This window comes from Prevotella sp., assembly GCF_036570325.1.
In the GTDB taxonomy this organism is placed as follows: Bacteria; Bacteroidota; Bacteroidia; order Bacteroidales; family Bacteroidaceae; genus Prevotella.
The window spans coordinates 217,373-230,968 of sequence record NZ_DATCYK010000056.1 but is presented as its reverse complement, the minus strand read 5'-3'; the positions used below and the strand labels follow the sequence as shown (position 1 = coordinate 230,968).

16 protein-coding genes and 1 tRNA gene are annotated in these 13,596 nt (G+C 45.9%); 10 read left to right on the top strand and 7 right to left on the bottom strand.

The window, feature by feature from the left end; translation table 11 throughout:
- The first annotated feature begins 79 nt into the window (after window positions 1–79).
- The 7 genes from VIR50_RS05005 (at window position 80) to VIR50_RS04975 (ending at window position 5,228) form a co-directional block, all read left to right on the top strand.
- Entirely contained in the window at window positions 80–1,390 is a 1,311-nt protein-coding gene (locus VIR50_RS05005; protein ID WP_331934039.1) for a hypothetical protein, read from the top strand.
- Between the two features lie 327 nt (window positions 1,391–1,717).
- Entirely contained in the window at window positions 1,718–2,818 is a 1,101-nt protein-coding gene (locus VIR50_RS05000) for an RNA-directed DNA polymerase (RefSeq protein WP_331934038.1), read from the top strand.
- Entirely contained in the window at window positions 2,781–3,161 is a 381-nt protein-coding gene (locus tag VIR50_RS04995; protein WP_331934037.1) for a hypothetical protein, read from the top strand. The genes VIR50_RS05000 and VIR50_RS04995 overlap by 38 nt, the downstream gene beginning before the upstream one ends.
- Before the next feature lie 12 nt (window positions 3,162–3,173).
- Window positions 3,174–3,590 (top strand): hypothetical protein, encoded by a 417-nt coding sequence (locus VIR50_RS04990; RefSeq protein WP_331934036.1) that lies wholly within the window; start codon window positions 3,174–3,176, stop codon window positions 3,588–3,590.
- A 12-nt stretch (window positions 3,591–3,602) separates the two neighbouring features.
- Window positions 3,603–4,121: a phage holin family protein gene (locus VIR50_RS04985; RefSeq protein ID WP_331934035.1), complete on the top strand. Its 519-nt coding sequence runs from the start codon at window positions 3,603–3,605 to the stop codon at window positions 4,119–4,121.
- Window positions 4,108–4,686, top strand: coding sequence for a glycoside hydrolase family 108 protein (locus VIR50_RS04980; RefSeq protein ID WP_331934034.1), 579 nt, complete (start codon window positions 4,108–4,110; stop codon window positions 4,684–4,686). Before VIR50_RS04985 ends, VIR50_RS04980 begins: the two co-directional genes overlap by 14 nt.
- A 2-nt stretch (window positions 4,687–4,688) precedes the next feature.
- On the top strand, window positions 4,689–5,228 hold the full coding sequence (locus tag VIR50_RS04975; protein ID WP_331934033.1) for a hypothetical protein: 540 nt from the start codon (window positions 4,689–4,691) through the stop codon (window positions 5,226–5,228).
- Window positions 5,229–5,459: 231 nt separating this feature from the next.
- Here VIR50_RS04975 and VIR50_RS04970 read toward each other — a convergent pair.
- Together VIR50_RS04970 and VIR50_RS04965 are read right to left on the bottom strand one after the other, a co-directional pair.
- Window positions 5,460–5,544, bottom strand: a tRNA-Ser gene (locus VIR50_RS04970).
- Between the two features lie 524 nt (window positions 5,545–6,068).
- A complete protein-coding gene (locus VIR50_RS04965) occupies window positions 6,069–6,293 on the bottom strand; it encodes a hypothetical protein (protein ID WP_331934032.1) in 225 nt (74 codons plus the stop codon).
- Between the two features lie 226 nt (window positions 6,294–6,519).
- Here VIR50_RS04965 and VIR50_RS04960 point away from each other — a divergent pair, with 226 nt between their 5' ends.
- Window positions 6,520–7,215 carry a hypothetical protein gene (locus VIR50_RS04960; RefSeq protein WP_331934031.1) on the top strand — a complete coding sequence of 232 codons (696 nt, stop codon included), beginning with the start codon at window positions 6,520–6,522 and terminating at the stop codon, window positions 7,213–7,215.
- On the opposite strand, the gene VIR50_RS04955 is transcribed toward VIR50_RS04960, so the two are convergent.
- Window positions 7,216–8,034 (bottom strand): Cof-type HAD-IIB family hydrolase, encoded by an 819-nt coding sequence (locus tag VIR50_RS04955; RefSeq protein ID WP_331934030.1) that lies wholly within the window; start codon window positions 8,032–8,034, stop codon window positions 7,216–7,218.
- A gap of 320 nt (window positions 8,035–8,354) precedes the next feature.
- On the opposite strand from VIR50_RS04955, the gene VIR50_RS04950 reads away from it, so the two are divergent.
- Both VIR50_RS04950 and tatC read left to right on the top strand, forming a co-directional pair.
- Window positions 8,355–8,561 (top strand): Sec-independent protein translocase subunit TatA/TatB, encoded by a 207-nt coding sequence (locus tag VIR50_RS04950; protein ID WP_331934029.1) that lies wholly within the window; start codon window positions 8,355–8,357, stop codon window positions 8,559–8,561.
- Complete coding sequence (gene tatC, locus VIR50_RS04945) at window positions 8,562–9,317, top strand: twin-arginine translocase subunit TatC (RefSeq protein ID WP_331934028.1); 756 nt, start codon at window positions 8,562–8,564, stop codon at window positions 9,315–9,317.
- A gap of 25 nt (window positions 9,318–9,342) precedes the next feature.
- Here the strand turns inward: tatC and tsaA are convergent, their stop codons facing one another.
- From tsaA to VIR50_RS04925, 4 genes are read right to left on the bottom strand one after another with little or no spacing between them, the layout of a single operon-like run.
- On the bottom strand, window positions 9,343–10,020 hold the full coding sequence (gene tsaA, locus VIR50_RS04940) for a tRNA (N6-threonylcarbamoyladenosine(37)-N6)-methyltransferase TrmO (RefSeq protein WP_331934027.1): 678 nt from the start codon (window positions 10,018–10,020) through the stop codon (window positions 9,343–9,345).
- The gene (locus VIR50_RS04935; RefSeq protein ID WP_331934026.1) at window positions 10,017–10,685 is read right to left on the bottom strand and encodes a phosphatase PAP2 family protein; all 669 of its coding nucleotides are present in this window, start codon (window positions 10,683–10,685) and stop codon (window positions 10,017–10,019) included. Before VIR50_RS04935 ends, tsaA begins: the two co-directional genes overlap by 4 nt.
- A gap of 8 nt (window positions 10,686–10,693) precedes the next feature.
- Window positions 10,694–12,532: an LTA synthase family protein gene (locus VIR50_RS04930; RefSeq protein ID WP_331934025.1), complete on the bottom strand. Its 1,839-nt coding sequence runs from the start codon at window positions 12,530–12,532 to the stop codon at window positions 10,694–10,696.
- Between the two features lie 13 nt (window positions 12,533–12,545).
- A complete protein-coding gene (locus tag VIR50_RS04925; protein ID WP_331934024.1) occupies window positions 12,546–13,394 on the bottom strand; it encodes a patatin-like phospholipase family protein in 849 nt (282 codons plus the stop codon).
- Window positions 13,395–13,596 lie beyond the last annotated feature (202 nt).

Genomic DNA, 13,596 nt, shown 5'->3' with positions numbered 1-13,596 from the left:
TCACCTCAAATTGGAAAGATGGGAAAGGCAGTGAAGCAAACTTCATTGTCGGGTACTAACTTAAAATGGGGCTATTGATATGGGTATGATTATCGGCGTTGGTAACACAAAACCAACATTCCCTTATGATTATTATTACGGCATTGAGTGGGACAAGACCGTTTCAAATCCCAAGCCGTCGAGAATCGGCAAAGCAGAACTTCACAAATCCTTGCCGCTTCAATCAATGATGCGCCGTTGCATTCTTAAAGACAGCGGCGAAGTGAACTATTACTTGAATGCGAACGATTCGACAAAGCGCGACAATGGCGCGGTGGCGGATTTGACGGGCGGGCACGGGCAATATATGGTCGAAGTGCCGGATATGTATGTTCGTTTTGAAACGGACGGCAACAAATGTCGGCACTTGCAATCCACACAACCGTTGCCCGGTTTCGTTAAGTGGCGCAAAGACTATGTTTCGGCGGTAGAAGCGACCGTTGAACGTGCAACGCAAAAGTTAAGCGCGGTTGTAAACACAACGCCCGAATATCGCGGCGGCGGCAACCAAGCCAGTTGGGACGAATTGAGCAAATCACAGCTTGGAAAGCCCGCAACCTCAATTTCACTAACGAATTTCCGCGCGTATGCAAGAAAACGCGGAACGACCGAATGGAATTGCAACTTGTATCAAACACACAAGAAGTTGTGGTGGCTTTTCGCAGTTGAATATGCAAACTTCAATTCGCAAGACACTTTCAATGCGGCGTTGGACGAAAATGGATGTAGACAAGGCGGACTTGGTGCGGGCGTTACGACCTTGAACGGAACAAAATGGTCGAACTTCAACGGCTATAATCCCGTAATTCCTTGTGGTATCACAAACAGTCTTGGCAACAAGACGGGCGTTGTCGATTACACAATGCCGACCGAATATGACGAAGCCAAGTTTATTGTTTCCGTTCCGTCTTATCGAGGTGTTGAAAATCCTTTCGGACACCTTTGGAAATGGACGGACGGTTGCAAATGCTTGATTCAATCGGAAGCCAACGGTGGATTGTCTGAATTTTACGTTTGCGACGACCCGGCGGCATTCCAAAGTTCGGGCGTTGCGGGCTATGAATTGCGCGGTAATTTGCCCCGAAAAGATGGATATGTGAAAGCAATGGTTCTTGGTGAATACGGCGAAATAATGCCGTTGGAAGTAGGAGGCGGAAGCACCACATATTTCTGCGATTACTTTTACACCAACATTCCATCAAGTGGAGTTGCAGAACGTGGCGTTTTGTTCGGCGGTTCTGCGGTTGGTGGTGCGTCTGCGGGCTTCGTGTATGCGTATACGAATTCTACGTCGTCGTTTGCGTATGCGTATTTCGGTTCTCGGCTTTGCTTTTTCCCGCAAATCGAATAAATCGAGCGCAACGCGCATGTGATGTTTTGAAAGAAATTAAAAGGTTGTCCGATGTCGTGGCGTTTTGTTCAGCGGTTCTGCGAATAATGGTGCGAATGCGGGCTTCGTGTATGCGAATACGAATAATACGTCGTCGAATGCGAATGCGAATATCGGTTCTCAGCTATGCTTGTAAAAATATAGTTGCATATCGGAAACCTTGCCACAAAAACAACCCAATCCGGGGTTGAATGAGTTGGAAAACCAACGGCAAAAAATAGATTAAGTAAAACGGTTTTGGTAGGGGGCAGCCCCGAAGAATCCTAATATACAAGCAAACTTGAAACAATGAAAAGAGTTGGCAACATATTCGACAAGGTGATTTCCCTTGATAACTTGCGCTTGGCTGATGATAAGGCACGAAAGGGCAAGACGCATTCTTATGGGGTGCAGATTCACGACAAGAAGCGTGAAGCCAACTTGATTGCATTACACGAAAGTTTGAAGAACGGCACGTTCAAAACTTCAAAATATCACATTTTCACCATATTTGAGCCAAAAGAACGTCAAATTTACAGATTACCGTATTATCCCGACCGAATATTGCACCACGCAATAATGAATATCATTGAACCGATTTGGGTTTCGGTGTTCACAAAGGACACATATTCTTGCATAAAGAACCGGGGAATCCATGCTTGTGCAAAGTCGGTCAAACACGCCTTGAAGAATGACAAGGACGGAACACGGTATTGTCTTAAAATAGACATTCGCAAATTTTATCCGTCAATCAACCACGAAATTTTGAAAAGGGTTGTCCGGCGGAAAATCAAAGATAAACGCCTTTTGGCATTGCTTGACGAAATCATTGAATCGCCTTGCCGAAACGATATGCCGATTAGCAAATGTGCTTCAAACCCCTTGACCGGACAAATCGAGCATGTCGCCTTGAATGGTGTGCCAATCGGCAATTATCTTTCACAATACTTTGCAAACCTTTTCTTGGCATATTTCGACCATTGGTTGAAAGAACAAAAGCGGGTCAAGTATTATTGTCGTTATGCCGACGATATTGTGATTCTTGCGCCCGACAAGGAAACCTTACACGCCCTTTTGCACGACATTCGGGCGTATTTGCACGACAATCTGAATTTGGTTGTCAAGCGCAATTATCAAGTTTTCCCAGTTGATGCGCGCGGAATAGACTTCTTGGGTTATGTGTTCTATCATACTCACACGCTTTTGCGAAAGTCAATCAAGCAGAAACTTTGCCGCCGGGTCGCCAAATTGAACAAACGCAAGAATGTGCCGACAAAGGAGCAATACAAGCAACAAATTTGTTCTTGGTGGGGATGGTGCAAGTATTGTAATTCAATCAACTTGGTTAATAAACTTTCAAAAACATTTCCGTATGAAATTAAATTCAATCGAAGCAAACGCGCATTATGACATGGTGCACGGCAAACCCACCGTTTTGGAACACGACAACGATGGGTCAAGCCTTTACCGATTCAACATTGAAGCCGAATTTGGCAACGATGAAGAACCGACCGTTCAAACAGGTTGGAAGTGTCGCGAGGTTCGCACATTCGACAAGCTGACAAAAGCCAACTTGAAGAAAGCAATTATCCGTTCAATCCTTGACGAAACAACAGAATTTGACCTTGTGAATAGTTACAATAAACACATTCTTGGCATTGTCAAGAATGATGCGGCGGTGTCTGAATACAAGGACTATTTGCAGTTTACCGAGGATTTGGACACAATGTTAAAAAACGATTTGTCTAACTAAACACGCACGGCAATGGCAAGATTTTGTGAACTTGGAGTTGAAGCCGACGTTGTAATTGGCAAAGGCATTGACATGGAAGAATTGTTCAATCGCCGCATATTGATTGAAAAGACAATCATTCAGCCAACAAAATATCCGGGTAAAAATTCGTCCGGCTTACGAATGCAAATGCAAGTAGTTCTTGCAACCTTTAACCCAACGCCGGATGCGGCGGGAGACTATTTCCAAAAGGACGCGAGCGGCAACGCCGTGGGTGAAAGACGTTCTTGTTTCACAGGGTCGGACATTCTTATTTCGGCGATTCAGAAAGCCGAAAGCAGATTGCCCGAAATGAACAAGGAACGCCGGGACAGCAACCAACCCTTGTTAAGCATTTACCCAATCGACACAACGATTGTCAAAGTCGGCAAATGCTTTCAATTCACTTAAAACAGATTAAAAATGAATGATTTGAAAATGACTATTGCGGCGAAATTCGCTCAATTACTTATAAGCATTATCACGGGGCTTTTGGTTTGCATTGAAACGGCAATCAACTTCTTTGTTCCGTGCCTTTGTGCCATTATCCTTGATGTGATAACGGCTTATTTACTTGGTCGCCGGATGCACAAGAAATGTCCGGAAAAGGCGGATGGCTTATTCAAAAGTGAATACAAATATCGAATTATCTTCACGCTGATAATTGTGTTTATCGCAATAATACTTGGTGCGTATGTTGATATGCTGATTGTTAAGAATGGAGATATTGCCGTTCGGTTTGTAATGGCGGTATTCTTATTTTACGAATTATGGTCTTGCCTTGAAAATTGGTCGTCCGAAAATGACGCGCCGATTGCAAGGGCGTTGCAACGTATTATGGTGAACAAGGCGGAACGACACCTTAACGTACCATTGAAAGATATTTTGACACCGGGCGACAATGGCGGTTCGGAGAAAGGGGATGACAATGGCGAATGTTAAAATCTTATTACCGTTCATCCTTAAATGGGAGGGCGGATTTGTGAACGACCCAGCAGATTCGGGTGGCGCGACAAATAAGGGTGTAACAATCGCAACGTGGAAACGATGCGGTTATGACAAGGACGGCGACGGCGATATTGACGTTCAGGACTTGAAGTTGTTAAGCAACGTGGATGTCCGCGACCGTGTGTTGAAGCCGCATTTTTGGAATCGTTGGCAAGCCGACTTGATACAGTCCCAAAAAGTCGCAAACATTCTTGTCGATTGGGTTTGGGGTTCGGGCAAGCACGGCATTGTCATTCCTCAAAGGTTGTTGGGCGTTCAGCCGGACGGCATTGTTGGCAAGCGAACCTTGATGGCGGTAAACTTTGCCGACCCCGACCAACTTTTTGAAGCGATTTACAAAGCCCGTGTGAAGTTCTTAAACGACATTACGGCGCAAAGTGTCGCCGCGTATGAAAAGAAAATCGGACGAAAGGCGACAAACGCAGAGTTAATGAAGCACACGAAGAAAAGATTTATTAACGGGTGGTTGAAACGCCTTGCGGACTTAAAGAGTTTATGAAAATGAAAAAGTTTATCACATTGGTTGTCGCATTTGGCTTGTTTGTGTCTTGTGGTACAACTCGCAAGCTGCAACAATCAACCCAAAAATCACGCATTGACAGCATGGCGATGCACGAGGTTGGAAAAGCGGAAAGGGAAAGTGTTGTTGATACGACCCGGACGGAACAAGGTAAAATCACGATTACCGAAATCGAGTTTTTCAACCCAGTTCCGAACGACACGACGGCAAAGGTGGTGTTGTCAAATATCGGTAGGCTCACCGGGGTAAAATCAATCAAACAAACCGTGATTGAATCCCAAGTTGAACAAAAGGGCGAAAGCCGGGAAACCGAAAAGCAAGAGCAATGCAAAAGCAATGCAAATGTACTTCGTGAAGAATCCAACATTCAGAAAAAGGAAGCCCCCACGCTCGACCCGTACCGATGGCGATATGCCTTTTACATTTCATTGCTTTTCGTTGCGGTGTTGTTATACTTAAAACATACACCGATATTGAATTGGATAAAAAAGATTCTTGCCGGAATAAGGCGGATTCTATAAAAATTGCAGTATCTTTGTATCTACATTGTTGCGAAAGCCACCTTTTGGGGTGGAACAATGGGTTGCCCGGTCAAAAGCCGGGCAATTATTGTTTTTATGGGGCTTCAAAGTGTTAAAATCGGGTGTTTTCGTGGTCAAATCCGTGGTCATATCGAAAAGGAAGAGAAAAGAAAAAGCACCTAACTTGTTGATTAGGTGCTTTTTAACGTGCTTTTGCAACACTTGATATTGCGGAGAGAGAGGGATTCGAACCCCCGGCACCTCTCAGTGCGACGGTTTTCAAGACCGTTGTAATCGACCACTCTACCATCTCTCCATGGTTTTTAGGCCACTTGCTTTATCTTTAAAGTGAGTGCAAAGGTAAATAATATTTTTCTAATTGCAAAGTTTTTGTAGAGTTTTTTACAAAATATTTTACACTCACGAATACGCTATTAAGGAATGAACCATGCGGAAAGAGATTATTAAAGAGACACTCCAACTATCTTATACGCACAAACAAACTAACCAACAACATGCTGCACAAATAATTACCACAGCGTTATCTGCTTTTATTCTACTAAAATAAGCTAAACAATAATATCTTTTTGATTGATAATGCGCTTTTTGTTTGTCTTGTATCCAGCTAAGTTCACTTAACTAGTAATATCATAATCCCAACCCAGCAGCTTATATAAAATAACTCCCTCCTATTCTTTCCATAGCTTCTAAGGCTAAATAAGAACAAGAGGGAGTTGACTTTTAAAAGTTATTCTCTCTACCGCCAGCCTAAACATAAGTATATAAAATACGTATATATACTTATTAAATAAAAGCTGATTGCAGAATATTTGTTATCTACTAACCTACAGCATTGTAACCGTTAGTACTGTTATGCTTCAGCAAATCCTTGAGATCCTGCTCATGACCGCCATGCTGCATAAAATGTTCTTCCATTTCCTTTTCTCCCTCCGCTTCAGCTTCAGAATGTTCAAAGTGTATAGCTTTGTTCTTCAACTCCGCTATTCCCCACCCCACAAGGGCCACTACTATAAAAAGGATAAAACCAATTAATGCTGTACTCATATTTCTATTAATATTTTATTAAATACTTATTTAATCTGTGACAAACAGATATGTTCGCACGTCTGCAAAAGTACGAATTTTCAATGAATAAATATCGGTGGAAGCAAAAAATATAAGTATTTTTTTTGAAACATCAAAAATAGTCTTATCTTTGTAAAAAGACGAAGTTATTACACAGCTTCACAACGGTATCATTATTTATATCTAAGGTTTTCAACAACATTAAATGAAAATTCCCATGAAGAAAGACTGTCACAAAATAACAGATGAAAATTTCGATGACTTATACGAAGATTCCATCGAAATTCAAGAAATAGACAAGTTTGTTTGTAACGAAATAAGCCGCCAAATCCATCGATACATCAAAGGAATGTCGGGCTCCAAGGCTATCATGCTCAAATTTGAAGAGCAATTATCCAAGCTCTCGCTTCCCGAAAAGGAAAACGCATTGGCCCGATACATCGACCTTAACCGCAAGGCCCTTAGCGGAATGGATTGGAAACTTATCATGACGAGGGCTTCAGCCAGCTATTGCGACACATACGCATACTGGCTCAAGCTCATCAATAATCCTCGCAAGATTATCAAATACCTTCACCGCATGAAGAGCAAATACATTCGTTTTCACACTGTTTTTGAAGAAAACGGAAAATTCGGAATCAAAGATTACGAAGGCAATATCCTCGTTCATGCCCTCTATGACTTCCTCCGGACACCCTATGTCTATGTCGACGACCTATGCACAATGCCCATCATGGCCGAAAAGAACGGCAAGATGGGGCTCATACTTCCCGACGGTAAAGACACCATTATCGCAGACTTTATCTACGACGACATACAACTGCGGGCCGAACCACCCTACTTCGAGGCTTTCCTTAATGGCAAATCGGTACTCATCGACCGTTACGGAGGAAAGAAGTAGTTATTCTTCAGATTGCAAGATAAACTTTTCAACAACGTGGGCTACACCATCCTCTTCATTTGAATAGGTGATGTAGTCCGCTTTGTCTTGTATCTCCCGAGGGGCATTTGCCATTGCCACACCCAATCCGGCATACTCTATCATGCTCTGATCGTTATAACCGTCACCACAAGCGATAATCTCTTTCCTATCTATTCCCAACAAACCGAGCAACCTATCCAGCGACAATGCCTTGTCAATACCCAGCGGAACACACTCCAAGAAGAAGCCCGCTGACCGATAGAGGCTCAACTGCCCGGCAAGTTTCTTCCCAAGACTTACCTCCAACTCGTGCAACGGAGCGGGGTCACCCACTATCAAACATTTATTGATAGGGTGCTGCACCTGCTCCGTAAAATGGTCATATTCCACGACAGACATCTTATTGATAAAGGCCTCATGCAGCACATACTTGTTATTTTTCTTCGTAGCGGCAATGCCTTCTCCTTGGTATGTCAATATCTCCATCCCCGCGTCACGGGCCGCACGATAAAGTATCGGAACATACTCGGGAGCCAATGTCTGCTCAAACACGACATGCCCATCCCGACAATCGATGATACGACCACCATTAAACGCCAAAATATAACCGCCATAAGCCGCTAAGTTCAACTCTTCGGCCAGCGCGGTTATTCCGTAAGTTGGGCGCCCTGAAGCCAAAACCACCCTCACTCCCCTATCCTGCGCGGCCATAAGCGCCTCACGAGTTTTGGGAGTTATCTCTTTCTTATCATTGGTAAGTGTGCCATCCAAGTCGAGCACAATCATCTTATACTTCATTTATTCCGAATCATTTTAAATGCACAAATAGCGAGAAAGCCCATCTTTTCCATCCTTCTCACCCTTTTCTCACTTACCCACAGCCGCTCCGCCGCAGATATTTTGTAAAGTTACGCCTTTTGAATTTATCCAAAAGAAGAGCTTAACAAGTATTATTTTTTTTATGTTTTTCTTATACTTCAAATACCGCTACAATCTTTTTTCACGAATTATTTTGACAAAATACGCTTCCAAATCCTACGTTTTTACCACTAACTACTTTGATATATCGCTCGTTTCCACTATATTTGCAACATTGTTAAACGCAAAACTTAAAGAACATGTTAGGTACACAAGAAATTATCATCATCGCTCTCATTATCCTCCTGCTCTTTGGTGGCAAGAAAATTCCCGAACTGATGAAGGGCTTAGGCAAAGGAGTAAAGAGTTTTAAGGACGGGATGAACGGCATAGAAAATAACCTTTCATCCGACAAAACAAGTGCTGACAACAAAGAACAATCCCCCAATCAGGAGAACGAAAAATAAATGTCCGAAACCGAGGAAATCTCTTTTTGGGATCATCTTGATGTACTTCGAGGAATCATCTTCAGGATTCTTATCGTGGGAGGATTGTGCGCTTTAGCGGCGTTTTGCCTTAAAGACATCTTGTTTAAAATCATCCTTGCCCCCAAGGATGATAGCTTTATTACCTATCAACTGCTCCAAACAAAACCTTTCCATATCCACCTTGTCAACACCGGACTTACCGAGCAATTCATGGTCCACATGAAAACAGCCCTATGTTTCGGTCTTTTTGGAGCTTCACCTTATATAATATACCAGCTTTATAAGTTCATCGCCCCGGCCTTATACGAGCATGAACGCACTAATTCTGTCAAGATAGTAGGCAGTGCTTACGCCATGTTTATCGTTGGCACACTTACAAATTACTTCCTCATATTCCCGCTGACCGTCCGCTTTTTAGCCACTTACTCCGTGAGCCCTGACGTTCAGAACATGCTCACCATCCAATCCTATATCGATACTTTACTGATGATGTCGCTCGTATTCGGCATTATCTTCGAGATACCGGTCATCAGTTGGCTACTCGCCCGTTTCGGTTTGCTCAAGCATGAGTGGATGGTAAGCTACCGACGCCACGCCTTTGTCGCCATCATAGCTATTTCTGCCATCATCACCCCCACCTCCGACGCATTCACACTCTTTATCGTAGCCCTGCCCATTTGGCTGCTCTACGAATTGAGTATTCTCATTGTCAAGCTCACCTACCACGCCCGTTAAATCGACAGACCGGAGCTGCCGACATTTACAGCCGCTCCAATCCCGTAACCGTCAGGACACCTTCGTCCACACAGAACTTAACATCCATCCCCTCAAAAGGCATTCCGTAAACTTTTTGAGGGTCATTTTGATAATGCGGACGTGGGTCAAGTTCCAATATTTTCACCAATATCTCGCACTGTTTCTCGCCCAACTGTCGCCGAAACTCGGCCGGAATATCCACCCGCAGGCGCTTGATGGCCGTAGAATCGACGAAACCGCTTCGGGCACCGGGCTTACAATCGGCGTAAACCACATAAGGTTTAATGTCGAATATCGGCGTCCCGTCCATCAAGTCGGCTCCCTTCACCACGACGACGGGGCCTTTCGGACTATCCCAATCCACCCTATCCAGCTTAACACACGACAGTCCTATCCCATTAGGACGAAACGGGCTGCGGGTCGCGAACACCCCCATTTTCTCGTTCCCACCCAACAGCGGCGGCCTCACCACCGGACTGTTGGCCTTATGCTTATTGGCCGAGAAAGCCCAAATAAGCCACAGATAATCAAAATCCTCTATGCCCCGAAGCGCATCGGCATTACGATACGCAGGTTCAAAGACTATCTTTCCTTCCAAATCCTCAACCAGTCCGCTCTGCTTAGGCACACCGAACTTCGACTTGAAAGGCGATTGAAAATAGGCGATTGGCTCAATATTCATACCCGAAAAAATATAGACGTAATGAAAATACCGGCGAAAATAGCCAGCCCCACCCACACCGGCAGATAAGGATACTTCAAGTCCTCAGCATGACAAGGCCCATTGACACGCAGCAATACATGATAAGCTATGGTCGAACCACAAAGCGCGAACAGCATACCGGCAAAGAGATCGCCGAAATAATGCACCCCAAGATACATGCGCGAATAGCAAACTATCAAGGCCCAAGCCACCATGAACACGGAAAGCCAATTGCGACGAAACAAGTAACAGATAAAGAAAGCGAAGCCAAAGCTGTTGCCCGCATGGGCCGAAGGAAAGCCATAACGCCCTCCTCTCACCCCATCGACAATATGGACCATGCCACAGATGGGGTTCTCAAGATTGCTTGGACGCAGCCGAGCCACCATAGGTCGGACGATTTGTGACGTAAACGCATCGGTAAAAAGGATGATAAGCCCTATCGTAACCAAAACCGTCAAGACCACCTTATAGCTGAAATTTTTCAGCAAAACAGCCAAGAACATGGCATACATCGGCACCCAAATATACTTATCGCTCACCAAATACATGACACTGTCCCAATAAGGAGCATGCAGTCCGTTGACCGCCAACAGCAATTGGCAGTCTAACCTCATCATTTCTTGAATCAGTTGGTCTATCATTTCGTTATTTACAAGTCGTTAATATAATCATACATGGATTGCAGCCAAGCCTGTCCCATACGCAACGGACGCACACTGTCGCCCTTCTTGTTCACCTCTTTGCGTAGCTTATTGTCATAAATAACGGCACCATTCTCCGTCACCATTCCCAACAAATCGGGCACGGCAAACCATGCGAAGGACGGAGTAGCCGGGGCGAGCAGGTCCTTGCTGAACTTGAACGCACCGTGGTCAATGCCTAATTGGCCCAACAGCGTGGCGGCGATGTCGTTCTGACTGCCAATCTTGTCTACTCGGCAAGGTCCTGCCAAAGCGCCACCCACCCATATCAACGGTATCTCGTAACGGGCAAAATCCGTATTCTCCATATCTTCCGGATAGCAACCCTGATGGTCGGGCACCAAGATGACCAAGGAGTTTTTCCAACGGTCGGTCTGCTTCAATCGGCCTATGAACTTACCCACGCAGTCATCCGTGTAGGCAAAAGCATTCAACCTATTATTCGCCAACCGGTGATAGGGCACGTCAAACGGCTCATGCGAGCTCGAAGTCTGCAACACCCTCAACATGGGTTCCTGCCGTTTGTCGCTTCGCAAGTCTCTCAGCAACCGCTCAAAGACAAGATGATCGGGCACACCCCACTTGCTCAGGCGCTCCTTTACCGGGAAATCCACGTCGGAAACGATATGCTCAAAGCCTGAATTAACCAAGTAAGAACGCATATTCGTGAAGTCGGCGTCGCCTCCGTAGTAGTAATCGGCACCATAGCCGGCCGCTTTCATGGCCCCGGCAATGGACGGCAGATGGGTTGTCTTGCGTGGAAATTTCATGAGGCTCATGGTGGGTTGCGCCGGGAAGCCGCTAAGAACGGACACCAATCCGCGGTCGGTTCGGAAACTGTTGGCGTAAAAACGGGTGAACAATACACCCTCGCCACCCAATCTATCCAAATTAACGGCCACATCAGGCTCACCGCCCAACGTCTTCATCAGCTTATTGGAGAAACTTTCCAAAACGATGATATAAACATCAGGACGCTGACAATCGGCCCTCAAAAGCGAACGGCGGGCCGGCGACGACTTGGTTTGGACCATTTCCTTCATCACCTCGGAGGCCTCCTCGGCTGTCATAAAACGATATTGATTGCCAAAATCCTCGTCATTACCGAAGCTCTCCATCAAGCTGAACAGCGGGTTGACAGCCGCATGATTCAACTCCTGACGCTCACTGAAATACACTTTTCCCGTGTTGGTGGTTGAAACCGTGACGCCTCCCCGAATAGGGATAATCAGCAATCCCGCGAGCACCAACAGCACCAAACTGGCCTTTACCGACTCGACCAACATGGGGAGTCGGTTCTCCTTGGGCGATGCCAACAAGCGCTTGGCACCCCAAAAGATGAGCGCGGCCACAAGAACAATCGCCAGTAAGCCCACAAGTATAAATCCTACACTCACGCTGGCGAAGGCGTCTTTGGGCGAACTGAGGAAATAGAACAGCGGCGTAGTGTCTAAAGGAAACTTCCAAAAGTCATACAACCCGATATTAATGACAAAGGTCATGGCCACCAACACGGCCGCCACAGCATAGTAGCCCAGCTCTACCCGACGGCGCCAGCCACCTCGCACCCACTGCCCCACAAGGGCCGTGAGCATGGGCCCGGCCGTAAGATAGGCCGCCAGCGACACGTCGAGCGTCAGCCCGTGGTAAATAACGGCCAGCCAATCGGTCAACGAATTATGACCGAACAGCCGATGATTCCACAACATGAAAAGGGGCTTTTGGGCCATCATTACCATCAACCAAAAGCCAAAGTTCTTGCAAAGAGTTAATAACGCTTTTTTCATGGGTTATCTGTTTTTATAGCTGATAGAGCGCCTTTATCGCCGGCAGCTTGGCCAATGCGGCCTCCCTGCCCTGCTGATACACAGCCTCCATTTCGTTTGGATCGTGTGAAATATGACTGATGGGCAACGTGGCGGCCGGCCGTATGACGACCGTATGGCCCTTTTGCTCCTCGCGCTTCACGTAAGCCAACTGCTCATTATACACCAAGTGGCGCCGAGCGGCGGTCTCTATAAAGCGTGGATAGCGCCTAAGCAGCAACTTCATCAGGGGCAACAACTTGTTAGGCTGCTTCACATAGCCCTCGGGTTGGGTCAGGACCACGACATTACGGTCGTAGCCTTTGGCCTGAAAAAATGCCAAGGGAATGGAATCGGAGATACCTCCGTCGAGCAATTCACGGCCTGCTATACGCACCACTTTCGAGGCCAAGGGCATTGAGGCCGAAGCTCTTATCCACTCATAGCACTCATGCCCATGCTCCATGAGCAATTTATACTCGGCCTTACCGCTCACAACATCGGTGCAAACGGCGTAAAACTCCATTGCGCTATGGTCGAAAGTGTCACCGTCGAACACATCTAAGCGCTCCGGCATGACGTGGTAGCAGAACTCGCCACCAAACAAATCGCCCGTCAAGAGCAGCGAGCGCAGACTGCAATAGCGCCAATCGTGTGCGAATCTTTTATTATAACGAATGGCCCGGCCGGGCTGTCCCGACTTGTAATTGCAGCCAAACGCCGCGCCGGCCGACACGCCTACAAGTCCGTCAACCTCGATATGATGTTCCATCATCACATCCATCACGCCGGCGGAGAACAGCCCCCGCAGGGCTCCACCCTCCAAGACTAATCCTTTCTTCATATCTTGCAAAAATACAAAAAATAATAACCTTAACAGCCACATGGCTCAAAAAATAACGCCATTTTCCTATTCTTATCACTTATTTGTAAAGTATTTTACCCGTTTTTTAACACTTCCAAAGCTGTGTAAATAGACAAACCGCAGGCTCATTTCACCCTCACCAAGACAACAACTGCGCCCCGCTGCCACCTCATACCTACCC

Coding starts and splice junctions, on each gene's coding strand:
- VIR50_RS04925 (WP_331934024.1), bottom strand. CDS start 13,394: ATGAAGAAAGGATTAGTCTTGGAGGGTGGAGCCCTGCGGGGGCTGTTC.
- VIR50_RS05000 (WP_331934038.1), top strand. CDS start 1,718: ATGAAAAGAGTTGGCAACATATTCGACAAGGTGATTTCCCTTGATAAC.
- VIR50_RS04980 (WP_331934034.1), top strand. CDS start 4,108: ATGGCGAATGTTAAAATCTTATTACCGTTCATCCTTAAATGGGAGGGC.
- VIR50_RS04995 (WP_331934037.1), top strand. CDS start 2,781: ATGAAATTAAATTCAATCGAAGCAAACGCGCATTATGACATGGTGCAC.
- tsaA (WP_331934027.1), bottom strand. CDS start 10,020: ATGAATATTGAGCCAATCGCCTATTTTCAATCGCCTTTCAAGTCGAAG.
- VIR50_RS04990 (WP_331934036.1), top strand. CDS start 3,174: ATGGCAAGATTTTGTGAACTTGGAGTTGAAGCCGACGTTGTAATTGGC.
- VIR50_RS04935 (WP_331934026.1), bottom strand. CDS start 10,685: ATGATAGACCAACTGATTCAAGAAATGATGAGGTTAGACTGCCAATTG.
- VIR50_RS04955 (WP_331934030.1), bottom strand. CDS start 8,034: ATGAAGTATAAGATGATTGTGCTCGACTTGGATGGCACACTTACCAAT.
- VIR50_RS04985 (WP_331934035.1), top strand. CDS start 3,603: ATGAATGATTTGAAAATGACTATTGCGGCGAAATTCGCTCAATTACTT.
- VIR50_RS04930 (WP_331934025.1), bottom strand. CDS start 12,532: ATGAAAAAAGCGTTATTAACTCTTTGCAAGAACTTTGGCTTTTGGTTG.
- VIR50_RS04950 (WP_331934029.1), top strand. CDS start 8,355: ATGTTAGGTACACAAGAAATTATCATCATCGCTCTCATTATCCTCCTG.
- VIR50_RS04960 (WP_331934031.1), top strand. CDS start 6,520: ATGAAAATTCCCATGAAGAAAGACTGTCACAAAATAACAGATGAAAAT.
- VIR50_RS04975 (WP_331934033.1), top strand. CDS start 4,689: ATGAAAAAGTTTATCACATTGGTTGTCGCATTTGGCTTGTTTGTGTCT.
- VIR50_RS04965 (WP_331934032.1), bottom strand. CDS start 6,293: ATGAGTACAGCATTAATTGGTTTTATCCTTTTTATAGTAGTGGCCCTT.
- tatC (WP_331934028.1), top strand. CDS start 8,562: ATGTCCGAAACCGAGGAAATCTCTTTTTGGGATCATCTTGATGTACTT.
- VIR50_RS05005 (WP_331934039.1), top strand. CDS start 80: ATGGGTATGATTATCGGCGTTGGTAACACAAAACCAACATTCCCTTAT.